Below are 22488 nucleotides of genomic sequence, written 5' to 3'. Positions count from 1 at the left end.
CCGCGCGCGGCGACGGGAACCCGCGTGGGCGGACGTCAGACCTCGAAGGGGCGCGCGGGCCAGGGCGCCTCGGCCGGGCGCAGCGCGTCGAGGCCGTCGCCCTGCCGTGCGGCGATCAGCGAGAGGACGCCGACGACGAGACAGTTGTTGTGCAGGTCACCGCCGAGCACACCGCGGAGGAGGTCCACGAGGGGCACCCGGGCCAGCTCCATGTCGGCCTCTTCGTCCTCGACCTCGAAACGCTCGCCCTCCGCCTCGGAGAGGTCGCGGGCGAGGAAGATCCGCACGGCCTCGTCGCAGCCGCCGGGAGTGGTGTAGACGTCGGTCAGCACGCGCCAGTCCTCGGCCTTGACGTGCGCCTCTTCGTAGAGCTCGCGCTGCGCGGCGTGCAGCGGGTTCTCACCGGGGATGTCGAGCAGGCCCGCGGGGATCTCCCAGAGCTTGTGGCGCACGGGGTGGCGGTACTGGCGGATGACCAGGACGCGGTCCTCCTCGTCGAGGGCGAGGACGGCCACGGACCCGGGGTGGACCTGGTAGTCGCGGCGGACCACCGAGCCGTCGGGCATGACCACGTCGTCGGTGCGCACCGAGGTCTTGTTGCCCTTGAACGGGGTCTCGGTCGCCCGGACCTCCCACTCCTCGGCGGTGTCCTTGATCGTCATGGCCTGTCCTCCCACACGTGCGAAAGATCCGGTCCTGTGACGGACCGGGGCGCGCACCTCGCAAGACGCGCACCCCGGTCACCGTACAACCCTTGTGTCACTTGCCCGTCTTGCGTGCCACGGCCGCCTTGACCAGGCCCGCGAACAGCGGGTGCGGGCGGGTCGGGCGGGAGCGCAGCTCGGGGTGGGCCTGGGTGGCGACCAGGTACGGGTGGACGTCGCGCGGGTACTCGACGTACTCGACCAGCTTGCCGTCCGGGGAGGTGCCGGAGAACTGCAGACCGGCCTTCTTCTCCAGCTCGGCGCGGTAGGAGTTGTTCACCTCGTAGCGATGACGGTGGCGCTCCTCGACGTACTCCTTGCCGTCGTACACCTCGCGCACGATGGAGCCCTCGGCGAGCTTGGCCGGATACATGCCCAGGCGCATGGTGCCGCCCATGTCGCCCTCGCCGGCGACGATGTCGAGCTGCTCGGCCATGGTGGAGATGACCGGGTGCGCGGTGCCGGAGTCGAACTCGGTGGAGTTGGCGTCCGGGATGTCGGCCAGGTTGCGCGCGGCCTCGATCACGATGCACTGGAGGCCGAGGCAGAGGCCCAGCAGCGGGATCTTGTTCTCGCGGGCGTACTGGATGGCGCCCACCTTGCCCAGGACGCCGCGGTCGCCGAAGCCGCCGGGGATGCAGATGGCGTCGACGTCGCCGAGCTGCTTCGCGGCGCCCGCCGGGGTCTTGCAGTCGTCGGAGGTGACCCACTTGATCTTCACGCGGGCCTTGTTGGCGAAGCCGCCGGCGCGCAGCGCCTCGGTGACCGAGAGGTAGGCGTCGGGCAGGTCGATGTACTTGCCGACCAGGGCCAGGTTGATCTCGTGAAGCGGGTTGTGGACGCGGTCGAGCAGGTCGTCCCAGGTCGTCCAGTCCACGTCGCGGAAGGGCAGGTCCAGCTTGCGCACGACGTACGCGTCCAGGCCCTCGGTGTGCAGGACCTTCGGGATGTCGTAGATCGACTTGGCGTCGATGGCCGCGACCACGGCCGCCTCGTCGACGTCGCACATCAGCGAGATCTTGCGCTTGATCGCGGTGGGCACCTCGCGGTCGGCGCGCAGCACGATCGCGTCCGGCTGGATACCGATGTTGCGCAGCGCCGCAACCGAGTGCTGCGTCGGCTTCGTCTTCAGCTCCCCGGACGGGCCGATGTAGGGAAGGAGCGAGATGTGCACGACGAAGACGTTGTCGCGGCCGACCTCGTGACGCACCTGGCGGACCGTCTCCAGGAACGGCAGGGACTCGATGTCGCCGACCGTGCCGCCGACCTCGGTGATGACGACGTCGACGTCGTCGGTGGCCATACGGCGGATGCGGTGCTTGATCTCGTTGGTGATGTGCGGGATGACCTGCACGGTGTCGCCCAGGTACTCGCCGCGCCGCTCCTTGGCGATCACCGTCGAGTACACCTGACCGGTGGTGACGTTGGCCGAGCCGTCCAGGTCCACGTCGAGGAAGCGCTCGTAGTGACCGATGTCCAGGTCGGTCTCGGCGCCGTCGTTGGTGACGAACACCTCACCGTGCTGGAACGGGTTCATGGTGCCGGGGTCGACGTTCAGGTACGGGTCGAGCTTCTGCATGGTGACCCGAAGGCCCCGCGCCTTGAGCAGCGCGCCCAGGCTGGAAGCGGTGAGGCCCTTGCCGAGGGAGGAGGCGACACCCCCGGTGACGAAGATGTGCTTGGTCGTCGTGGATTTGGGCGGCATGGCCAAAGGGGGGCTCCCGTGGTCGCGGTCTGGGGTGCGTGCCGGCGTGGGGTCCGGAGATTTCCGGAGGTGCCGTCGCTGCGGTTCGGGGGTTTCTTGCCCACCGGTCCACGGGCTACCAGGGTATCAGCGACAGAACAGGACCGCTTCCGGCCACGCTCCGCGCACACCTGGGCACAGAGCCCGCACAGCCCTCACTCGATCGGCCCACCCGGGTTGCCGTGAGCGGCACGCGGATCTTCCAGGTGCGTCGTATCCTGCTCGGACACTCGCTGCCGAGCCCGGCCGGCACACGGCACCATCCCCGCCTGTATCCCGGAACAAAGAGAGCTCGTCAGTTCGTTTCGCAACGACAATCGCACCGACAATTGACGTTCCGCAGCGGCGCAACACCGACGTTCCGCAACAACAGACGCTTCGCATTACATACGTTCCCCTGACCGCAAGAGCGACCGCCCCTGACGGGGGGCGACGTGGCCGTTCGACTGGAGATGCACGTGGCCGGGCGCATCGAGGACTACGCACTCATCGGAGACATGCAGACAGCTGCGCTGGTCTGCCGGGACGGCACAGTCGACTGGCTGTGCCTGCCCCGCTTCGACTCGCATGCCATCTTCGCGGGGCTGCTCGGCACGGAGGAACACGGGTTCTGGCGGCTCGGCCCGGCGCACGCGGCCGACGCCGAACCGCCCACGGCCGCACGCCGCAGGTACCGTGGCGACTCGCTGATCCTCGAATCCGAGTGGGACACCCCGCGGGGCACGGTCCGGGTGACCGATTTCATGCCCCCGCGTGACGGCGCGCCGCAGCTGATCCGGATCGTCGAGGGTGTCACCGGCCGGGTGCCGATGCGCTCCGCGCTGCGGATGCGTTTCTCGTACGGCCGAGTGGTCCCCTGGGTGCACAAGCACGAGGGACGCACCGTCGCCGTCGCGGGACCCGACTCGGTGTGGTTCGACACGGCCTGCGAGACCTACGGCAAGGCGCTGACCACGTACGCCGACTTCACCGTGGCGCCGGGCGACCGGATCGCGTTCACCATCTCGTGGGAGCCCTCGCACAAGGAGCCGCCCGCGCTGCCCGAGCCGGAGCAGTCCCTGGTGGCCACCGAGGAGTTCTGGCGCGACTGGGTCGAGCAGTGCACGTACCACGGGCCCTACCGCGAAGCCGTGGTCCGCTCGCTGATCACGCTGAAGGCCCTGACGTACGCGCCGACGGGCGGGATCGTCGCCGCCCCGACGACCTCGCTCCCGGAGGAGATCGGCGGCGTACGCAACTGGGACTACCGGTACACGTGGCTGCGCGACGCCGCGATCACCCTCTCCTCGCTGCTGCGCACCGGCTACCGCGAGGAGGCGCGCGCCTGGCGCGAATGGCTGCTGCGCGCCGTCGCGGGCGACCCGGAGAACCTGCAGATCATGTACGGCATCGCGGGCGAGCGCGAGCTGGGTGAGGCGGAACTCGACTGGCTCCCCGGGTACGAGAACTCGATGCCGGTCCGCGTGGGCAACGGCGCCGCGCACCAGCTCCAGCTCGACGTGTACGGCGAGGTCACCGAGGCCCTGCACCTGGCCCACATGACGGGCCTGTCCCGCAACGACTACGCCTCGCTGCTCCAGTTGAAGCTGATCCGCTACCTGGAGGACCACTGGGACCAGCCCGACGAGGGCATCTGGGAGGTACGAGGTCCGCGCCGGCACTTCGTGCACTCCAAGGTGATGGCCTGGGTCGCCGTCGACCGCACCATCAAGCTCATCGAGTCCGGTGACGCGGACGGTCCGCTGGAGAAGTGGCGCGAACTGCGCGACGACATCCACCGGGACGTGTGCGAGAAGGGCTACGACAAGGAGCGCAACACGTTCACGCAGTCGTACGGCTCCAGGGAGCTGGACGCCTCGCTGCTGCTGATCCCGCAGATGGGCTTCCTGCCGCCGGACGACAAGCGGGTGATCGGCACGATCGAGGCGATCCAGCGCGAGCTGTCCACCCCGGACGGGTTCATCCTGCGCTACCCGACCGCCGGTGAGGACGCGGGCGTGGACGGTCTGGAGGGCGACGAGGGCGCCTTCCTCGCCTGCTCGTTCTGGATGGCCGACGACCTCGCGATGATCGGCCGGGTCGACGAGGCCCGCAAGCTGTTCGAACGCCTGCTGGCCCTGCGCAACGACCTCGGGCTGCTCGCCGAGGAGTGGGACCCGAACCTGCAGCGCCAGGTGGGGAACTTCCCGCAGGCGTTCAGCCACGTCCCCCTGATCGACACGGCACTGCGCCTGACGGCCTCGGGAGCGTACGGCGGCTGACCCGGCGCACCCCGCCGAACAGGAGGGATCCGCCGTACCCTCCTACGCTTGAAGCAGTCCTGTCCCCTGCCGGAAAGGGGGCGGCTGCGATGGCTCCCCTTTCGAAGGCGGGCGCGGCGCTCGCCGCGCTCCGCACGGATCTGAGCGGCGAGGTCATCACCCCGGACGATCCGGGCTACGACGAAGCCCGGGTCGTCTTCAACGCGATGATCGACCGGCGGCCCGCCGTGATCGCCCAGTGCGAGAACGAGGCCGACGTGATCCGCTCGGTCCGCTTCGCTCGGGACCTGGACCTGGCGGTCGCGGTCCGCGGCGGCGGGCACAGCGTGGCGGGCATGGCCCTCGGAGACGCCGCCCTGGTGATCGACCTGCGGCGGATGCACGAGGTCACGGTGCACCCCGGATCGGCGAGCGTACGCATCCAGGGCGGCGCCACGATGCGGGACATGGACACCGCCACCCAGCCCCACCACATGGCGACCACCGGGGGCCGCGCATCCACGACCGGCGTCGGCGGCTTCGTGCTGGGCGGCGGCACCGGCTGGCTGGACCGGGCGTTCGGCCTCGCCATCGACAATCTGCTCGGTGTGGAGCTCGTCACCGCGGACGGTGCGGCCGTCCGCGCGAGCCGCGACGAGAACCCGGAACTGTTCTGGGCGCTGCACGGGGGCGGCGGGAATTTCGGTGTCGCCACCGCGCTCACCCTGCACCTGCACGAGCTGCCCGAGTTCTCCTTCGCCCTGGTGATCTTCCTCCCCGAGCACGGGCCCGACGTACTGCGTACCTACCGCGAGATCATCACGACCGGCCCGCAGGAGGCGGGCGGCGGCATCCTCTACCTGACCGGCCCCCCGGAGGACTTCGTCCCCGCCCATCTGGTGGGCACGCGGCTGCTCGCCGCCGTGGTGACCTACACGGGCGGCCAGGACGATCTGCGCAAGGTCGCCCAGCCGCTGCTGGCGCTGCCGCACGAGGCGGAGATCGTGACGGCCGTGCCGTACGCGGAGTTCCAGACGATGTTCGACGACCCTCCCGACATGCGCAACTACTGGTCCGCGGAGTACATGGCGGCGGCCCCCGACGCCATGCTCGACGTCTTCCACTCCCTCGGCGAGAGGGTGCCCGTGCCCACGGGAACCCAGCACGTGCTGTTCCCGCAGGGCGGCGCGATCGCCACCGGGCCCGCCGGATATCCGGTGCCGTACCGGGACGCGCCCTGGGTGGTGCACCCCTTCGGCATCTGGGAGGACCCCGCCGACGACGAACGGTGCATCGACTGGGTCAGGGAGGTCCGGGAGAGCGTACGGCCCTGGAGCACCGGCGCCGTCTACCTCAACTTCATCGGCGACGAGGGCGCGGACCGGATCGTGGCCGGTCTGGGTGCCGAGAACCTCAGACGTCTGGGCGCCGTGAAGGCCTCGTGGGACCCCGACAACGTCTTCCGTTTCAACCACAACATCAGGCCCGTGGCACAGTGAGCACGGCGGCCGGCGCCGGACCCGGCACCCTCCGACCGGTCCCGCGGCGCCTGCCGAGGCCGGTCCTGCGGAGCTTCCCGAAGCCCCGGAGGATGCCCCCGGAACGCATCCACGGGTAGCGTCCGCCGTATGGACAGCCGTTACGACACCCAGGGCGCCGGCATCACCGTGCAGCGGGCCCTCGAGCTGCCCGGACTGCGCAGCGGACTGCCGGAGATCCTCGCCGGAGCCGACCGCCTGCAGCGCACCGTGCGCTGGGTGCACGCGGGCGAGGTCCCGAACATCGCCTCGCTGCTCAAGGGCGGCGAACTGCTCCTGACGACGGGATACGGGCTCGGCACCCGCCCCGCGGACCAGCGTGCTTTCGTCCGCACCCTCGCCGAGCGCGGTATCGCCGCGCTCGTCGTGGAGCTGGGACCACGCTTCACCCGGCTGCCCTCCGCGCTCGTCGACACGGCACGGGCCGCCGGTCTCCCGCTGGTCCAGCTGCACCGCGAAGTCCCGTTCGTGACGGTCACGGAGGAGGTGCACACCGAGATCGTCAACGGCCACTACGCGCTGCTCCAGCAGGCCGAGGAGGTGCACCGGCGCTGCACGGAGGCACTCCTCGGCGGCGGCGGTGTGCCCCAGGTCCTGGACATCCTGGCGGACTTCAGCGGCGACCCGGTCTTCCTGGAGACGGCGGACGGACAGCTGCTGTACGCCGCCGGGACGAAGTCCGCCGGCGCCGACCCGCTCCAGGTGTGGGAGGGCCTGCGCGGCCAGCACAAGGAGGAGCCGCCCGCCGGTACGACGCTCGTGGACGTGCCCGGGGGCGGCCCCGGCTCGGGCTCGGTGCGGGCACGTCTCGTTCTGCTGCCGGTCGGCAACCCTGTCGCCCCGGTGCACCGGATCGCGGCGGAGCGGGCCGCCGGCATCCTGGCCGTCGTACTGATGCAGGCCCGCCAGGAGGAGGAGCTCGCGGCGCGCGGGCGCGGCGACTTCCTCACCGATCTCGCCGAGGGCCGTATCGCGGCCGAGGACGCGCCCGCGCAGGCCCGGGTGCTCGGCTTCAAGCCCGGTGCCGGGCCGCTCCTCCCGGTCGTGATGCGTCTCGCCGACGGCCCCTCCCCCGGCGGCGGTTGGGCGGTCCTGGCCCGCGCGGTCGCCGAGGAGCTGGCGTCGGTCGGAGTCCCCCTGCTGCTCGGTGTGCGCCCCGTCGAGGGCCGTGTGCCGCTGCTCGTGGGCCTGCGCTCGGAGTCCGAACGCCCGGCGGTGGCGGACCGGGTCGCCGCGGCGCTGCGGGCCGGTGTGGAACGCGCGGGCATGCAACGGCCCGGCGCACAGCCGCCGGTGGTGGTCGTCGGCGTCGCGGGCGGCTGGGCCGCCGCCTCGGCCGGTCTGCGGCACGCCGCGGAGACGGCGACGGCGGCGCAGGGCCTGTCGGACCGCCCCTGGTACGACGCGCGCCGCCTGGACATCGACCTCCTGCTGTGGCGGCTGCGCGACCATCCGGACCTGGCGGCCTTCGTGGACCGCGCGATCGGCCCGCTGCGCGACCACGACAACCGCTCCAAGCCGCCTCTGCTGCCCACGCTGGAGACCTACTTGGCGCACGCGGGCCGCAAGGCGGAGACCGCCCGCGAGCTGCATCTGAACCGGCAGACCCTCTACAACCGCCTCGCCAGGATCGGCGAGTTGCTTGGCACGGACCTGGACGACCCGCAGACGGTCATGGCGTTGAGCCTGGCGCTGCGGGCCCGCCGCCACGTCCCGTGACCGGGCCGTGCCGCGGGGCTCAGGCGAGTGGTTGGGTCTGCGTCAACTCGTCGTAGACGGTGAGCACTTGGGCCACCGTCTCGTCCTCGGTCGGCCAGCCGGCGGCCTGCCGGAGGCCCCGCTCCTTCAGGAGTTCCCGGCGTGCGGGGTCGCCGAGCAGGCGCACCACCGCGTCGGCGAGAGCGTCCGCGTCGCCGTACGGGACGAGTTCGGCGGCGTCGCCGACGAGTTCGGGGATGCCGCCGACCGCGGTGGCGACCAGCGGCACACCCGCGTGCAGGGCCTCCTGCGCGAGGACCGAGCGTGACTCCCAACTGCTGGGCAGCAGTACGAGATCGGCGGCCGAGAGGAGGTCCGCGACGTCACCGCGACGTCCGATCAGGCGGGCGGGCAGCTCTTCGTCCTCGATCCGCCGCTGGAGCACCGCCCGCAGCGGTCCCTCCCCCGCGACGACGAGCAGCGGCACGGGATCGAGGCGGCGCCAGGAGCGTGCCGCGTCCAGCAGGACGCCGTAGCCGCGGTGCCGGTCGAGCGAGCCGACCGCCATGAGCAACGGGCGTTCGGTGGCGCCGAGTTCGGCCCGCACCTTGAGCGGTGAGAGGTCGGGGTCCTGCGGCTCCTCCCGGGTGCGGGGTGCAGGCAGGGCGACGGCGGCGAGCCGTGCGTCGCGGGCGCCCCTTCTGCGCGCCCGGTCCACCAGATCGGAGGAGGTGCCCAGCACCACGGCGGCGGTCCGGGCGACCCTCCGCTCCAGGAGCCGCAGCAGATGGGCCCGGGCTCCCTCGGCGTGCGCGCGCGTGTGCCAGGTGACGACGAGCGGTACGCGCAGTCCGCTGAGGGCCAGCGTCGCCCGCAGCGCGGCGTGCAGTCCGTGCGCGTGGACCAGATCGGCGTCCGCGCACGCCGCCCGCAGCGCGGCCACGGAGGCGGGGTCGCTGCTGCGCGGCACGGGCACGTGCTGCGCGCCCACGTGCGTGAAGCCGTACGTCCGGTCGGCCTCGATGGGAGCGCACACCGTGACGCGTACCCCTCGGGCCACCAGGCCGGCGGCGAGCGACCGCACGTGCGCGCTGCTGCCCGCGCTCCCGCCGCCGAGCACCTGCACGGTGCACAGGGCGGACTGTCCGTGCGGCGGGTGGCTGCTCACGTGGGTCACGCGGCCGGGGCTCCTGGTTCGGCGTCGGACGGTCACGAAGAAACGTACAGAAGGTTCGTGCGGGAGTGTGACGCACGGCGCGCTCCGCGTGCTCCGCGGACTTCGCGTACTCCGCCAAGGATGCCAGGCCGTACGGGTGTTCCGGGACCGTCGCCGGTGCGGGGCGCGGCGGGCGGGGCGACTCGCCGAGGCCGATCACTCACACGGGTGAGAAGTCCCCTGCATGTGGGAGGGGTTGGCGGGGGTGCGCCGACCTCTCCGCAAAGCGCGCGCCAGCATGTTCACGCCGCCATACCCCCCAACGCGCCCGAAGTCCCGCGTACGGCCCGGCCGCACCGACGAGGGCGGCGGTGGCCGCGCGGGCCGGACTCGGCACGGAACGCCCAGGACGTGCCGTGGCGATCGGGCGATCCCGCCACGGGGAGACCCGCGGCGGCGAAAGGCCCCACGGCGTAAGCCCCGGGGGGGCGACGCGGCGAGGTCCCGTGCCGGGCGTCGTGGACCCGGGCCGATCCGAACGGCCCCCGCCTAGCCGTCGGCGCGCGCCGTCGCGAGCAGTTCCTCCGCGTGGGCCCGCGCCGTCTCCGAGTCCTCCTGTCCGGCGAGCATCCGGGACAGTTCGCGGATCCGCTCCTCGCCCTCCAGGACCTTCACTCCGGACCGGGTGACCGACCCGTCGTTGGTCTTCTCGACGAGCAGCTGCCGGTCGGCGAACGCCGCCACCTGCGGCAGGTGCGTCACGACCACGACCTGGGCGGTCCTGGCGAGCTTGGCGAGCCGGCGTCCGATCTCCACCGCCGCCTTGCCGCCGACGCCGGCGTCCACCTCGTCGAACAGATAGGTCGGGACCGGGTCCGTGCCCGCGAAGACCACCTCGACGGCGAGCATCACGCGCGAGAGTTCACCGCCCGAAGCGCCCTTGGCGATGGGCCTGGGGGGCGCACCGGGGTGGGGGGCGAGCAGCAGCTCGACCTCGTCGACGCCCGCGGGGCCGTACGAGACGGTGCGCCCGCCGAGCTCCACTCCGTCCGGGTCGTCCGTCTGCCGGATGTCGAAGGACACGCGCGCGTGCGGCATGGCGAGCGAGGCCAGTTCGGCGGTGACGGCGGCGGCGAACCGTGCGGCCGCCTCCGTACGGGCGTCGGTCAAGGCCTGTGCGAGTCCGCCCAGTTCGGTGCGCAAGGCGTCCCGTTCGGCGGTCAGTTCGTCGATCCGCTCGTCGTCGCCGTCGAGTTCGGTGAGCCGCGCGGCGCCCTGTTCGGCCCACGCGAGCACGGCGGCGATGTCCTCGCCGTATTTCCGGGTCAGCTGGGTGAGCGCGGCGCGGCGCTCCTCGACCGCGGCGAGCCGCAGCGGGTCGGCGTCGAGGTCGTCGGCGTATCCGGCCAGCTCACCCGCGACGTCGCCGAGCAGGATCCCGATCTCGCCGATGCGCCCGGAGAGGGTGGCGAGCGCGGAGTCGTGGGACCGCACGGCCTCCAGCGCCCGATGGGCGCCCGCGACGAGCGTGGTGGCGTCGATCCCCTCGGGGTCCTCGGGATTGCCCGCCAGCGCGGCGTGCGCGGCGGTGGCGGCCGAGGCCAGCGCCTCCGCGTGGCCGAGACGCTCGGCCTCGGCGGCCAGCTCGACGTCCTCGCCGGCCCGCGGCTCGACAGCCGCGATCTCGTCGAGTCCGAAGCGGAGCATGTCGGCTTCCTGGGCCCGCTCGCGCGCTCGCGTGGTGATCTCTTCCAGCTCCACCGAGACGGCCCGCAGCCGCCGGTAGGCGCCCGCGTACTTGGCGAGCGGCCCCGCGACGGCGTCCCCGGCGTACCGGTCGAGCGCCTGCCGCTGCCGGGACAGCTTGAGCAGCCCCTGCTGGTCGGTCTGGCCGTGCACGGCGACGAGCTCGTCGGCGAGCTCCGCGAGGACGCCCACCGGTACCGAGCGTCCGCCGAGGTGCGCCCGTGAACGTCCCTCCGCGGAAACGGTACGGCTGATGAGCAGGGCTCCGTCGTCGAGCTCCGCCCCGGCCTCCTCGGCCCGCACGAGGGCGGTCCCACCGGCGGGTACGGCGATCCGCCCCTCCACGACCGCGTTCTTCGCGCCGATCCGTACGAGGGCCGGGTCCGCGCGCCCGCCCAGCAGCAGCCCGAGGCTGGTGACCACCATCGTCTTGCCCGCACCGGTCTCACCGGTCACGGCGGTGAAGCCGGGCGACAGCTCGACGACGGCGTCGTCGATGACTCCGAGCGACCGTATCCGCATCTCCTCCAACACGGACACGACCTTACGAGGTCGGAGCCCGTGTGTGCGACGGGCCCCGCCCCGCCGGAGCGAAGACGCAGGTGACAAGGGACCGCAAAGGCGCCCTTGTCACCCGCGGGAGTGGGTTTCCGGGCGGTCCGTCGCACGGACGAAGGGCCCGCCGCACGCGTGTGGCAGGCCCTGCGCGCGCCTAGTGAGGGGCTCCCCGCCACCCCGAGACCGGCAGCGCGAACTTCGCCACGAGCCGGTCGGTGAAGGACGCGTGGTGCAGCCGTGCGAGTCGTACCGGCACGGCGCCCCGCCGCACCTCCACACGGGCCCCGGGCGGCAGCTCCACGGTCCGTCGGCCGTCGCACCACAGGACACCCGGCGGGACGTGCGGCAGCACCTCCACGGCGAGCACGGAGTCCGGCGAGGTGACGAGGGGTTTGGCGAACAGCGCGTGCGCGCTGATGGGCACCATGAGCAGCGCCTCCACCTCCGGCCACACGACGGGCCCGCCCGCGGAGAAGGCGTAGGCCGTGGAGCCCGTCGGGGTCGCGCAGACGATGCCGTCGCAGCCGAAGCCGGTCACGGGCCGCCCGTCGATCTCCAGGACGACTTCGAGGAGCTTCTCGGCGGACACCTTCTGCACGGCGGCCTCGTTGAGCGCCCAGTCCGTGTGCACGATGTCGCCGTTGCGGTGCACGACGACGTCCACGGTCATGCGCTCCTCGACCTCGTACGCCTTGGTGACGACACGGTCGACGACCTTGTCGAGGTCGTCCCGCTCGGCCTCCGCGAGGAAGCCGACGCGGCCGAGGTTGACTCCGAGCATGGGCACCCCGGAGGCTCGGGCGAACTCCGCGCCGCGCAGCAGCGTGCCGTCACCCCCGAGGACGATGAGCAGCTCGCAGCCGTCGAGACACTGCGGCGTCGCCTCCCCGATCAGCTCCACCTCGCCGGGCAGCGGCAGGTCGGCCGCCTCCGCCTCCAGGACCCGTACGCCGATTCCGGAGCGCAGCAGCCCCTGGACGACCAGCTCGGCGCTGCGGATGGCCGCCGGCCGCCCCGTGTGGGCCAGCAGGAAAACAGTACGAGCTCGGGTCTGTGTCAACGCGGCCCCTCCGCCACTGCTCGGTCAACGTCAGCCGGGTCGAGTTCGGGTGCCCCGGCACGCAGCCACAGAAAGTACTCGACATTGCCCGAGGGTCCGGGCAGTGGGCTGGCGGTCACACCCTTCACTCCGAGCCCCAGCTCCCGGGCTCGTCCGGCCACCGCGCGCACGGCCTCGGCGCGCAGTTCGGGGCTGCGGACGACACCGCCGCTCCCCAGCCGTTCCTTCCCCACCTCGAACTGCGGCTTGACCATCATCACCAGATCGGCGTCCGGCGCCGCGCACCGCACCAGGGCGGGCAGCACCAGGCCGAGCGGGATGAAGGACAGATCCCCGACAACTAGGTCCACGGGCTCCCCATCGATCGCCTCCGACGTCAACTCGCGTACGTTCGTACGGTCTTTGACGGTGACGCGTTCATCGCTCTGCAGAGACCAGGCGAGTTGTCCGTATCCCACGTCGACGGCGATGACATGGGCGGCGCCCGCTCGCAGCAGGACATCGGTGAAGCCCCCGGTGGACGCGCCGGCGTCCAGCGCCCGCCGTCCTGTGACCTTCAGCCCCTGCGGTACGAACGCCTCCAGGGCGCCGGCGAGCTTGTGCCCGCCGCGTGAGACGTAGTCGGGGTCGCTGTCGTCCTGGGTGACCACGATCGCGGCCGCGGTCTCCACCTGAGTCGCGGGTTTGGTCGCGAGTGTCTTGCCGACGGTGACCCTTCCCGCGGCGATCAGCTGGCTCGCGTGCTCGCGCGAGCGTGCGAGCTTCCGGCGGACCAGCTCGGCGTCGAGGCGGCGGCGTGCCACTCCTGCCACGTTCGGTTCAGCTCCTAGTGCCATACGTCGTCGGGGGCGCCGGAGGTCCCGGGCGGGCGTCGAGCGCGGTGAGCGCGTCGCGCAGCCCCCGGTGTACATCCTCGTACACCTCGACGTGTCCGTCCGTGGCGAGGTGGTCGGCGTCGGTCAGCCGGTCCAGCTGGGCGTCCACGTCGGCGTTGCCGGTCGGGGTGCGGGGGACGTCCAGCGGGGCCGGGGCGGCGGGATCGTACGCGGGTTCGGCGTCGGGGACGGTGTCCCGCGCCTCCTCGCCCTCGGGTCCGGCCGTCCGGGACGGCACGCCGGACGGGTCGCTCTCGGGCATCGTCACCTGCGGCGCGGGCTCCACGGCCGCCGGCTGTGCCGGGGCCCCGGCCTCGGGAACTGACTCGCTCATGCCCCGACGCTACCGCGAAGCGCTGCGGTAACGTCGATCGCGATGGCGACGATTGAGGAGTGCCGCACCGCACTCGACAAGCTCTCTGACAACCTGGCGGGCGCCCAGGGGGACGTACGCAGCGCGGCGGCCCTGAACCGCTCGCTCAGCTGCCGTATCACCGACCTCGACATCACCTTCGTGGGCCGCCTCGAGGACGGCCGGATCGAGGTCCTCGACACGCTGCCGGGCACGCCGCGCGAGCGAGCCCAGATACGGCTCACGATGAGCGGCGACGACCTGGTGTCGATGGTGAACGGCGAGCTGAACTTCGCGAAAGCCTGGGGTTCGGGCCGGGTACGGCTGGAGGCCGGTCTGCGGGACCTGTTCCGGCTCCGGTCCCTCCTCTAGCCGTCGCGGCGCGTCCGGGCCCGCAGCCATCGCGGCGCGTCCGGGCTCGCGGCCATCGCGGCCGGTCCCGGCCTGTGGCCGTTCGCGGCCCGGCCGGGCCCAGGACACTTCTCTCAGGCACCTTCGGCGGCCGCGGCGGCCGCTGTCGCCCGGCGTGCCCTGCGGGCCGCCGGCACCACCAGCGGAGTCCCCGTCTCCGGGTCCTCGATGACCTGGCAGCGCAGTCCGAAGACCTGCTCGACCAGCTCGGCCGTCACGATGTCGTTCGGGGCCCCCTCGGCGATGACCTCGCCACCGCGCAGGGCGATGAGGTGGGTGGCGTACCGGGCCGCGTGATTGAGGTCGTGCAGGACCGCGACGAGGGTGCGGCCCTGCTCCTCGTGGAGTTGCGCGCACAGGTCGAGCACGTCGATCTGGTGCTGGATGTCGAGGTAGGTCGTCGGCTCGTCCAGGAGCAGCAGGGGGGTCTGCTGGGCGAGTGCCATCGCGATCCACACGCGCTGCCGCTGGCCGCCGGAGAGTTCGTCGACGTAGCGGTCCGCGAGTTCGGCGACACCGGTCGACGCCATGGACTCCTGGACCACCCGCTCGTCCTCCGCCGACCACTGCCGCAGCAGCCCCTGGTGCGGGTAGCGGCCCCGGCCGACCAGGTCGGCGACCGTGATCCCGTCGGGGGCGATCGACGACTGCGGCAGCAGCCCGAGCGTGCGAGCCACCTTCTTGGCGGGCATCGACTGGATGACCTGGCCGTCGAGGAGCACCCGGCCGCGGGTGGGCTTCAGCATCCGCGACAGGGCGCGCAGGAGCGTCGACTTCCCGCAGGCGTTCGGGCCGACGACGACGGTGAAGGAGTTGTCGGGGATCTCCACCGACAGCTTCTCCGCGATGACGCGCTGGTCGTAGCCGAGGGTGACGTCGTCGGCGGACAGGCGGTTCACAGTGCTCCTCTGGTTGTTCATGTCCGGTCCGCCGGCGCTCATATGCGTCCCGCCTTGCGCTCGGTGACCAGGAGCCACAGCAGGTACACGCCGCCGAGCACGCCGGTGACCACACCGACGGGCAGCTGGTCCGTGCCGAAGGCCCGCTGCGAGGCCCAGTCCGCGACGATCAGCAGCGTCGCTCCCATGCACATGGACGGCACCAGGTTGGGTCCGGGGGAGCGGGTCAGCCGCCGCGCGAGCTGCGGCGCGGTGAGTGCCACGAAGCCGACGGGGCCGGCGGCGGCGGTGGCGCCCGCGGTCAGCAGTACGGCGGCGAGCATCAGCAGCAGTCGTGTCCGCTCGACGCGCACCCCGAGCGCGTTCGAGACGTCGTCGCCCATCTCCATCATGCGCAGCCCGCGGGCGTTGGCCAGGACGAGCGGGACGAGGACCGCGCACAGGACGAGCAGCGGCCACACCTGCTCCCAGTCACGGCCGTTGAGGGAACCCGTCATCCAGACGACCGCGCGGGCCGCGTCGACGATGTCCGCCTCGGTCAGCAGATAGCCGTTGACGGCGGTGACGATCGCGGAGACGCCGATGCCGACCAGGACCAGCCGGTAGCCGTGCACGCCCCGCTTCCAGGCGAGCAGGTAGATGGCGAGGCCGGTGACGAGCCCGCCGACGAGCGCCCCCAGCGCCACCTGGTCCGCGCTTCCCGAGAAGAGCACGATCATGATGAGGGCGCCGGCTGTCGAGCCCTGGCCGAGGCCGAGCACGTCCGGGCTGCCCAGCGGGTTGCGGGAGACGGCCTGGAAGAGCGCTCCGCCGAGGCCGAGGGAGGCACCGACGAGCAGGCCGACGAGGACGCGCGGCAGGCGCAGGTCGTTGACGATGAACTCCCGGCCGGGGTCCTGGTCGCCGAACAGCGTCCTGAGCACGTCCGCGGCCGGGATCGGGAAGTCGCCGGTGCCGATCAGCACCACGCTCGCACCGAGTGCGGCCACCAGCAGCAGGACGACTACGGTGAACGCCCGGACGTCGAACCGGACGGAGAGGCCGCCGCGTGCGCGGACGGCGCGGACACCCCGGATGCCCGGGGCCGCGTCGCCGCTCCTCTGCGCAGGGGCCGGAGTGCCGGTGTTGTTCGCGGTGTTCCGCAAGGAGGCCGGGTTGCCTGTGTTCTTCACAGCTGTGCCGTCCTCCGTCGCCGTACGAGAAGGATGAAGACCGGGCCGCCCAGGACGGCGGTGACGATGCCGACCTGGAGCTCCGCCGGCCGGGCGACCAGCCGTCCGACGACATCGGCGCCGAGCAAGAGCACGGGCGACAGGACCGTGGCGTACGGCAGGATCCAGCGCAGGTCGGGGCCGGTGAAGGACCGTACGACGTGCGGGACCATCAGCCCGACGAACACGATCGGCCCGCAGGCTGCGGTCGCGGCGCCGCACAGCACGGTGGCGGCTGCCATGGACAGTGCGCGGGTCCGGTTCAGGTTGGCGCCGAGCGCGCGGGCCGTGTCGTCCCCCATCGCGACCGCGTTCAGCGGCCGGGCGAGGGCCAGCGCGGCGACCGTGCCGACCACCAGGAACGGCAGCACCTGCCTGATGGTCGAGTCGGTGGCCGAGGCGAGCGATCCGACCGTCCAGAAGCGCATCCTGCCGAGCGCCGCGCCGTCCATGATCATCACGGCCTGGAGATAGCCGTAGAGCGCGGCGCTGATGGCCGTGCCTGCGAGCGCGAGCCGCGCCGGGGTCGCGCCGCGGCTGCCGCCGAGGAACCAGACCAGCGCTCCGACGGCCGCCGCGCCGAAGAAGGCGAACCAGACGTAGCCGCTCAGGCTCGTGACCCCGAAGTACGTGATCGCGGTGACGACCGCCGCGGACGCGCCCGCGTTGATGCCCAGCAGTCCTGGGTCCGCCAGAGGGTTTCGGGTGAGCGCCTGGAGTACGGCACCCGACAGCCCCAGCGCGGCGCCGACGAGCAGGCCGAGCACGGTACGGGACATCCGGTCACGCACCACGACGTCGGCGTACGTCCCCGAGTCCTGGAACAGGCCGTGCCAGACCTGGTCCAGCGGCAGCGCTTTCGCGCCGACCGCGATGCTCACCAGGGCGACGAGCACCAGGATCCCGGCAGAGGCAAGGAGCCCAAAGGCACGTATCGTCCGGCGGTTCGGGGGCGCGGGGGCGGATTCCGCGCGCTGTTCGGGAGGACTGTCGACCAACACGAGGTTAGGTTAGCCTACCCTCTCATCGCGTCTCGATCCCCCGTCAGAACCCGTCGGGGCAACGCCTGCTCACAGCCCCAGTCTGGCCAGCGCCTTCCCGCCGTCCAGTGCGCAGGTGCCCTCGCCGGCCGCCGTCCACGCCGCGGCGCACAGCGCCCGCAGCCCGTCGACGGGCTCGCCGTCGCCCTCCAGCTCCAGCCTCCCCGAGTCGCCCGTCTGTGCCCTCCCTGAGGAGCCGCTCGACGGGCGGGCCGTCGCCGTCCAGCCACCGCAGCAAAAGCCCTCGCCCACCTCGACGACCTCGGGCTGGCCGGTGAGCAGACCGCGCAGATCCGTGTCCACGTACGTCGGCCGGTGCTGCGGCGGCGCCGCGAGGAGCTGTGCGCCGTCCGTCACGCCGGTCAGCACGAGCAGCGAGTCCACGTCGCCGTTGACCGCGCCCTCGATGTCCGTGTCCAGCCGGTCCCCGACCACCAGCGGGCGCTTCGCCCCGGTCCGCAGGATCGTCTCGCGGTGCATCGGGGGCAGCGGCTTGCCCGCCACCTGCGGCTCGGCACCCGTGGCGATACGGACCACCTCGACCGCCGCGCCGTTACCGGGGGCGATGCCCCGGGCGCTCGGGATGGTCAGATCCGTGTTGGACGCGAACCACGGCACGCCGCGCGCGATGGCGTAGCACGCCTCCGCGAAGCGACCCCAGGGCAGGTCCGGCCCGCCGTATCCCTGGACGACCGCCGCCGGGTCGTCGTCGGCGGATTCCACCGGCTCCAGTCCGCGTTCGCGCAGCGCGACCCGAAGCCCGTCACCGCCGATGACCAGCACGCGCGCACCGGCGGGCACCTGCTCGCTGATGAGCCGTGCCACGGCCTGCGCCGAGGTGATCACATCGGCGGCGCCGGTGTCCGTCCCCAGCTCGGTCAGATGCTCGGCCACCGCCTCCGGTGTCCTGAGCGCGTTGTTCGTGACGTACGCGAGATGCATGCCTCCGGAGCGGGCCCTACCGAGCGATTCCACGGCGTGCGCGATCGCCGCGCCACCCGCATAGACCACTCCGTCCAAATCGAGCAGAGCGGTGTCGTACGCCTCGCTCAATGCCTGGTCACTGCCCTTGGGCCGGGTCCGGACGGTCTGGCTCATTGCGTATCGCTCCTCGTTCGACCACTTTCCCCCGATCATCGCTCATGCCTCGACACACTTACGATGCCCCAATGAACTATGCAGGTCCCGCGGAGGAAACACCGGCGCGCAGCGGCCTCGAACTGACCCCGTTCCGGGGCCTGCGCTACGACCGCGACCGGGTCGGCAGCCTGGCCGCCGTGACGTCCCCGCCGTACGACGTCATCGTGCGGCCCGACGGGCTGATCGAACTCGAGTCCGCCGACCCCCACAACATCGTCCGGCTGATCCTCCCCCAGGACGTCACCCCCGAAGCCCGCAACCGGCAGGCGGCCGAGACCCTGAGCCGCTGGCTGTCCGAGGGCGTACTGACGACCGACTCCGAGCCTGGCCTGTACGTCTACGAACAGCGCGACGGCGACCATCTGCAGCGCGGGGTCATCGGCGCCCTGCGCCTCTCGGAGCCCTCGGAAGGGGTCGTCCTCCCGCACGAGGACGTCATGCCGCACGTCGTCGCGGACCGCGCGGCCCTGATGCGCGCCACCTCCGCCAATCTCGAACCGCTGCTCCTGACCTACCGGGGCAACGGTTCCCGCGTGGGCACGGCCGCGGTCATCGAGCGGACGGCCGAACTCCCGCCGCTCCTCGCGACCGTCACCGAGGACGGCATCGGCCACCGGCTGTGGGCGGTCACCGATCCGGCCGAACTGGCCGAGATCCAGACAGATCTCGGCCACCACCAGGCGCTCATCGCCGACGGCCACCACCGCTGGGCCACCTACCTGCGTGTGCGCGCCGAACATCCCTCCCCCAGCCCCTGGGACTTCGGTCTCGTACTGCTGGTGGACACGGCGCGCTATCCGCTGCGGGTCCGCGCCATCCACCGCCTGCTGCACCAGTTGCCCGTGCCCGACGCCCTGGCCGTGCTCGGGGACTCCTTCCGCGTACGCCACCTCGACGCGCCCCTCCCCGAGGCGCTGAAGGCCCTGGCGGTGGCCGCCGCCGACGGGAACGCCTTCCTCCTGGCGGGCGACGGCGCGTTCCACCTGCTCGACCGCCCGGACTCGGCCCTCCTCGCCCGGACGATCCCGGCCGACCGCCCCGAGGCGTGGCGCACCCTCGACGCGACCGTCCTGCACGCCACGCTCCTCGACCACATCTGGGCCATCCCGGAGGACTCGCCCGCGCACATCGCGTACATCCACGACACGACCGCCACGGTCGAGAAGGCGGAACGCGACGGCGGGACAGCCGTCCTGATGCATCCGGTCCGCGAGGAGGTCGTACGCGACCTCGCGCGCCAGGGGGTCAAGATGCCCCGCAAGTCGACGTCGTTCGGGCCGAAGCCTGCCTCAGGGCTGGTGCTGCGGGCACTGGCCCGCTGAACCCACGCGAAAACGCCCACGGGCGGCGGGACTCCGGAAGGAGTCCCGCCGCCCGTGCATGTCGTGCGCCGTCCGCCCCGCTGTCGCGGGGCGGGGCGGGGTGTCAGCCGCGCGGGGTCTCGCCGCTGTCGGAGTCCGCCGCGTCGCTGCCGTCCTCCGGCCGCGCGTCGGGGGCCGACTCGGCCTCGTCGTCCTCGTCCTCGTCCTCGAAGTCGGCGTCAAGGTCGGCGTCGAGGTCTTCGTCGACGTCGGAAGCGGTCCCGGCCGTCTCTTCGGCCTCGGCCTCCGCCTGCGTCGCGGCCGTCTTGGCCCCGTCCTCGTCCTCGTTCTCGTCCTCGTTCTCGTCCTCGACGAGCACGTCGACGAACTCGACACCGTCGAGCTCGGCGAGCCGGTCGGATGCGTCGGTGCTGCCGTCCTTGTCGGACTCGACGGCCTTCGCGAACCACTCACGGGCCTCGTCCTCGCGGCCGGCCGCGAGGAGCGCGTCGGCGTACGCGTAGCGCAGGCGCGCCGTCCACGGCTGCACGGAGTTCGAGGCCAGTTCCGGGCTCTGGAGGGTCACGATCGCGGCGTCCAGCTGGTCCATGTCGCGGCGCGCACCGGCCGCCACGAGACGCATCTCGACCTGACCGGCCTTGTCCAGCTTCTGCACCTCGGGGGCACCGGCCATGTCCAGCGCCTTCTCGGGCCGTCCGAGGCCGCGCTCGCAGTCCGCCATGACGGGCCACAGCTCCACGCTGCCGGTCATCCGCCGCGCGGCGCGGAACTCGGCGAGCGCCTCGCTGAACTTCTGGTTGGCGTACGCGGCGAAGCCTGCCGCCTCACGAACGGCGGCGACGCGCGAGGCCAGCCGCAGCGCGATCTTCGAGTACGCGTACGCGCTCTCGGGGTCCTCGTCGATGAGCCGGGCGACCATCACCAGGTTGCGCGAGACGTCCTCAGCAAGGCCCTTCGGCAGGCTCTGGAGCTCCTGCTGCACGTCCTTGTCGATCTCGTGGCCCGTGACGTCGTCAGGGATCGGGAGCCGCTTGATCGGCTCGCGGTCGCGGTCCCGCTCCTCGCGGTAGCGGCCGCCGCCGCGCCGGTCGTCGCCACCCCTGCGGTCGTCGCGACCGCCGAAGCCGCCGGGGCGTCCGCCCCGGTCGTCACGACGCGGGCCACCGCGTCCACGGTCGCCACTGTCCCGGCGGTCGTCGCGACGGAAGCCACCGCGGTCGTCGCCGCGGCGGTCGTCACGCCGGTCGTCCCTGCGGTCGTCGCGACGGTAGGCCGGCCGCTCGTCACGACGCTCGTCACGACGGAAGTCGCCACCACGGCTGTCGTCACGGCGGAAACCACCGCGATCACCACGGTCGCCACTGTCACGACGGTCGTCGCGACGGTAGGCCGGACGCTCGTCACGACGGAAGTCGCCACCACGGCTGTCGTCACGGCGGAAACCACCGCGGTCGTCACGGCGGCCGTAGCCACCGCGGTCGTCGTCGCGGCGCGGGCCACCGGGACGGTCGTCACGGCGGTACGCCGGACGGTCCCCCTCCCTGCGGAAACCACGGTCACGGTCGTCGCGACGGAAACCACCGCGGTCGTCGCCGCGGCGGTCGTCACGCCGGTCGTCCCTGCGGTCGTCGCGACGGTAGGCCGGCCGCTCGTCACGACGCTCGTCACGACGGAAGTCGCCACCACGGCTGTCGTCACGGCGGAAACCACCGCGATCACCTCGGTCGCCGCTGTCCCGGCGGTCGTCACGGCGGCCGTAGCCACCGCGGTCGTCGTCACGGCGCGGGCCACCGGGACGGTCGTCACGGCGGTACGCCGGACGGTCCCCCTCCCTGCGGAAACCACGGTCACGGTCGCGGTCGTCGCGACGAGGCCCACTTGACCGGTCGTCGCGACGAGGCCCACTGGGCCGGTCATCGCGGCGGTACGGCGGGCGCCCGCCGCGGTCGCCACCGCGGTCGCCGTCGCGACGGTCGTCGCGGGCTCGGGAGCCACCGCTGTCACGGCTGTCGTCGCGGCGGTATCCGCCGCGGTCGTCGCCTCGGCGGTCGTCGCCTCGGCGGTCATCGCGTCGGTCATCGCGCCGGCCGTAGCCGCCACGGTCATTGTCGCGGCGCGGGCCGCCACGGTAGCCGCCGCGGTCACCACTGTCCCGGCGGCGCTGGTCGCGCTCCGGACGCTCATCGGGAGAGTTGGGGGACATGGTGACTCCTGTCTTCGGTACCGCAAGTCATTCTCGCGCAGTCGGGTACCCGACGCGCTTCGGAAAAACAAAAAAGGACCTCTGGTCCCAGCGAGTCGCTGAGACCAGAGGTCCTCCAAAGATTGTTCGGCGGCGTCCTACTCTCCCACAGGGTCCCCCCTGCAGTACCATCGGCGCTGTAAGGCTTAGCTTCCGGGTTCGAAATGTAACCGGGCGTTTCCCTCACGCTATGACCACCGAAACACTATGAAACTGTCAACCGCACCATAGCCGTGGCCCGACTACGGGGTTGTTCGTGGTTTCAGAACCAACACAGTGGACGCGAGCAACTGAGGACAAGCCCTCGGCCTATTAGTACCAGTCACCTCCACGCCTTACGGCGCTTCCAGATCTGGCCTATCAACCCAGTCGTCTACTGGGAGCCTTACCCCATCAAGTGGGTGGGAGTCCTCATCTCGAAGCAGGCTTCCCGCTTAGATGCTTTCAGCGGTTATCCCTCCCGAACGTAGCCAACCAGCCATGCCCTTGGCAGGACAACTGGCACACCAGAGGTTCGTCCGTCCCGGTCCTCTCGTACTAGGGACAGCCCTT

The 22488-nt window shown here is 72.1% G+C and carries 18 protein-coding genes and 2 rRNA genes; 6 read left to right on the top strand and 14 right to left on the bottom strand.

Annotated features, from left to right (window positions below):
• Nucleotides 1-35: 35 nt before the first annotated feature.
• Nucleotides 36-662, bottom strand: coding sequence for an NUDIX domain-containing protein (locus H305_RS0138955; protein WP_028805229.1), 627 nt, complete (start codon nt 660-662; stop codon nt 36-38).
• A gap of 97 nt (nt 663-759) precedes the next feature.
• Nucleotides 760-2409 (bottom strand): CTP synthase, encoded by a 1650-nt coding sequence (locus tag H305_RS0138950; RefSeq protein ID WP_028805228.1) that lies wholly within the window; start codon nt 2407-2409, stop codon nt 760-762.
• A gap of 491 nt (nt 2410-2900) precedes the next feature.
• Here H305_RS0138950 and H305_RS0138945 point away from each other — a divergent pair, with 491 nt between their 5' ends.
• The 3 genes from H305_RS0138945 to H305_RS0138935 all read left to right on the top strand — a co-directional run bounded on the left by H305_RS0138945 (nt 2901) and on the right by H305_RS0138935 (nt 7945).
• On the top strand, nt 2901-4709 hold the full coding sequence (locus tag H305_RS0138945) for a glycoside hydrolase family 15 protein (protein ID WP_078629462.1): 1809 nt from the start codon (nt 2901-2903) through the stop codon (nt 4707-4709).
• An 89-nt stretch (nt 4710-4798) separates the two neighbouring features.
• On the top strand, nt 4799-6187 hold the full coding sequence (locus H305_RS0138940) for an FAD-binding oxidoreductase (protein ID WP_028805226.1): 1389 nt from the start codon (nt 4799-4801) through the stop codon (nt 6185-6187).
• A gap of 129 nt (nt 6188-6316) precedes the next feature.
• On the top strand, nt 6317-7945 hold the full coding sequence (locus H305_RS0138935; RefSeq protein ID WP_028805225.1) for a PucR family transcriptional regulator: 1629 nt from the start codon (nt 6317-6319) through the stop codon (nt 7943-7945).
• Between the two features lie 19 nt (nt 7946-7964).
• Here H305_RS0138935 and H305_RS0138930 read toward each other — a convergent pair whose 3' ends face one another.
• The 5 genes from H305_RS0138930 to H305_RS0138910 form a co-directional block, all read right to left on the bottom strand.
• Nucleotides 7965-9101, bottom strand: a complete 1137-nt coding sequence (locus H305_RS0138930) for a glycosyltransferase family 4 protein (RefSeq protein WP_028805224.1) — start codon at nt 9099-9101, stop codon at nt 7965-7967.
• Nucleotides 9102-9629: 528 nt separating this feature from the next.
• Nucleotides 9630-11348 carry a DNA repair protein RecN gene (gene recN, locus H305_RS0138925; protein WP_037766762.1) on the bottom strand — a complete coding sequence of 573 codons (1719 nt, stop codon included), beginning with the start codon at nt 11346-11348 and terminating at the stop codon, nt 9630-9632.
• A 190-nt stretch (nt 11349-11538) separates the two neighbouring features.
• Complete coding sequence (locus tag H305_RS0138920; RefSeq protein WP_028805222.1) at nt 11539-12444, bottom strand: NAD kinase; 906 nt, start codon at nt 12442-12444, stop codon at nt 11539-11541.
• Nucleotides 12441-13256 carry a TlyA family RNA methyltransferase gene (locus tag H305_RS0138915; RefSeq protein WP_028805221.1) on the bottom strand — a complete coding sequence of 272 codons (816 nt, stop codon included), beginning with the start codon at nt 13254-13256 and terminating at the stop codon, nt 12441-12443. Before H305_RS0138915 ends, H305_RS0138920 begins: the two co-directional genes overlap by 4 nt.
• Before the next feature lie 7 nt (nt 13257-13263).
• A complete protein-coding gene (locus tag H305_RS0138910) occupies nt 13264-13653 on the bottom strand; it encodes a hypothetical protein (protein ID WP_028805220.1) in 390 nt (129 codons plus the stop codon).
• Nucleotides 13654-13695: 42 nt separating this feature from the next.
• Between H305_RS0138910 and H305_RS0138905 the strand changes: the two genes are divergently transcribed.
• On the top strand, nt 13696-14043 hold the full coding sequence (locus tag H305_RS0138905; protein ID WP_028805219.1) for an SCP2 sterol-binding domain-containing protein: 348 nt from the start codon (nt 13696-13698) through the stop codon (nt 14041-14043).
• Between the two features lie 113 nt (nt 14044-14156).
• On the opposite strand, the gene H305_RS48325 is transcribed toward H305_RS0138905, so the two are convergent.
• The 4 genes from H305_RS48325 to H305_RS0138885 form a co-directional block, all read right to left on the bottom strand.
• Nucleotides 14157-15023, bottom strand: coding sequence for an ABC transporter ATP-binding protein (locus H305_RS48325; protein WP_037766760.1), 867 nt, complete (start codon nt 15021-15023; stop codon nt 14157-14159).
• Complete coding sequence (locus H305_RS0138895) at nt 15020-16057, bottom strand: FecCD family ABC transporter permease (RefSeq protein WP_028805218.1); 1038 nt, start codon at nt 16055-16057, stop codon at nt 15020-15022. Before H305_RS0138895 ends, H305_RS48325 begins: the two co-directional genes overlap by 4 nt.
• A 92-nt stretch (nt 16058-16149) precedes the next feature.
• On the bottom strand, nt 16150-17193 hold the full coding sequence (locus H305_RS0138890; protein WP_078629461.1) for a FecCD family ABC transporter permease: 1044 nt from the start codon (nt 17191-17193) through the stop codon (nt 16150-16152).
• Between the two features lie 69 nt (nt 17194-17262).
• Nucleotides 17263-18330 carry an HAD hydrolase-like protein gene (locus H305_RS0138885; protein ID WP_028805216.1) on the bottom strand — a complete coding sequence of 356 codons (1068 nt, stop codon included), beginning with the start codon at nt 18328-18330 and terminating at the stop codon, nt 17263-17265.
• A 71-nt stretch (nt 18331-18401) separates the two neighbouring features.
• Here H305_RS0138885 and H305_RS0138880 point away from each other — a divergent pair, with 71 nt between their 5' ends.
• Nucleotides 18402-19694 (top strand): DUF1015 domain-containing protein, encoded by a 1293-nt coding sequence (locus tag H305_RS0138880; protein WP_028805215.1) that lies wholly within the window; start codon nt 18402-18404, stop codon nt 19692-19694.
• Between the two features lie 103 nt (nt 19695-19797).
• Here H305_RS0138880 and H305_RS0138875 read toward each other — a convergent pair whose 3' ends face one another.
• On the bottom strand, nt 19798-20676 hold the full coding sequence (locus tag H305_RS0138875) for a tetratricopeptide repeat protein (RefSeq protein WP_028805214.1): 879 nt from the start codon (nt 20674-20676) through the stop codon (nt 19798-19800).
• Nucleotides 20677-20691: 15 nt separating this feature from the next.
• Here H305_RS0138875 and H305_RS48320 point away from each other — a divergent pair, with 15 nt between their 5' ends.
• Nucleotides 20692-21576, top strand: a complete 885-nt coding sequence (locus H305_RS48320; protein ID WP_051371458.1) for a hypothetical protein — start codon at nt 20692-20694, stop codon at nt 21574-21576.
• Nucleotides 21577-22021: 445 nt separating this feature from the next.
• On the opposite strand, the gene rrf is transcribed toward H305_RS48320, so the two are convergent.
• Both rrf and H305_RS0138860 read right to left on the bottom strand, forming a co-directional pair.
• Nucleotides 22022-22138: ribosomal RNA gene (rrf, locus tag H305_RS0138865) — 5S ribosomal RNA — on the bottom strand.
• A 90-nt stretch (nt 22139-22228) separates the two neighbouring features.
• Nucleotides 22229-22488 (bottom strand): 23S ribosomal RNA (locus H305_RS0138860); the annotation flags it as partial.

The sequence above is a fragment of the Streptomyces sp. 142MFCol3.1 genome (assembly GCF_000424945.1).
Taxonomy (GTDB): domain Bacteria; phylum Actinomycetota; class Actinomycetes; order Streptomycetales; family Streptomycetaceae; genus Streptomyces; species Streptomyces siamensis.
Note: the sequence above shows the minus strand (reverse complement) of the source record. Positions and strands in the feature narration are given on the sequence as shown.

Excerpts from the sequence above, each read along its gene's own strand:
- H305_RS0138955 (WP_028805229.1), bottom strand. The coding sequence starts at position 662 with ATGACGATCAAGGACACCGCCGAGGAGTGGGAGGTCCGGGCGACCGAG.
- recN (WP_037766762.1), bottom strand. The coding sequence starts at position 11,348 with ATGCGGATACGGTCGCTCGGAGTCATCGACGACGCCGTCGTCGAGCTG.
- H305_RS0138935 (WP_028805225.1), top strand. The coding sequence starts at position 6,317 with ATGGACAGCCGTTACGACACCCAGGGCGCCGGCATCACCGTGCAGCGG.
- H305_RS0138880 (WP_028805215.1), top strand. The coding sequence starts at position 18,402 with ATGAACTATGCAGGTCCCGCGGAGGAAACACCGGCGCGCAGCGGCCTC.
- H305_RS0138945 (WP_078629462.1), top strand. The coding sequence starts at position 2,901 with ATGCACGTGGCCGGGCGCATCGAGGACTACGCACTCATCGGAGACATG.
- H305_RS0138910 (WP_028805220.1), bottom strand. The coding sequence starts at position 13,653 with ATGAGCGAGTCAGTTCCCGAGGCCGGGGCCCCGGCACAGCCGGCGGCC.
- H305_RS0138885 (WP_028805216.1), bottom strand. The coding sequence starts at position 18,330 with ATGAGCCAGACCGTCCGGACCCGGCCCAAGGGCAGTGACCAGGCATTG.
- H305_RS0138940 (WP_028805226.1), top strand. The coding sequence starts at position 4,799 with ATGGCTCCCCTTTCGAAGGCGGGCGCGGCGCTCGCCGCGCTCCGCACG.
- H305_RS0138950 (WP_028805228.1), bottom strand. The coding sequence starts at position 2,409 with ATGCCGCCCAAATCCACGACGACCAAGCACATCTTCGTCACCGGGGGT.
- H305_RS48325 (WP_037766760.1), bottom strand. The coding sequence starts at position 15,023 with ATGAGCGCCGGCGGACCGGACATGAACAACCAGAGGAGCACTGTGAAC.
- H305_RS0138905 (WP_028805219.1), top strand. The coding sequence starts at position 13,696 with ATGGCGACGATTGAGGAGTGCCGCACCGCACTCGACAAGCTCTCTGAC.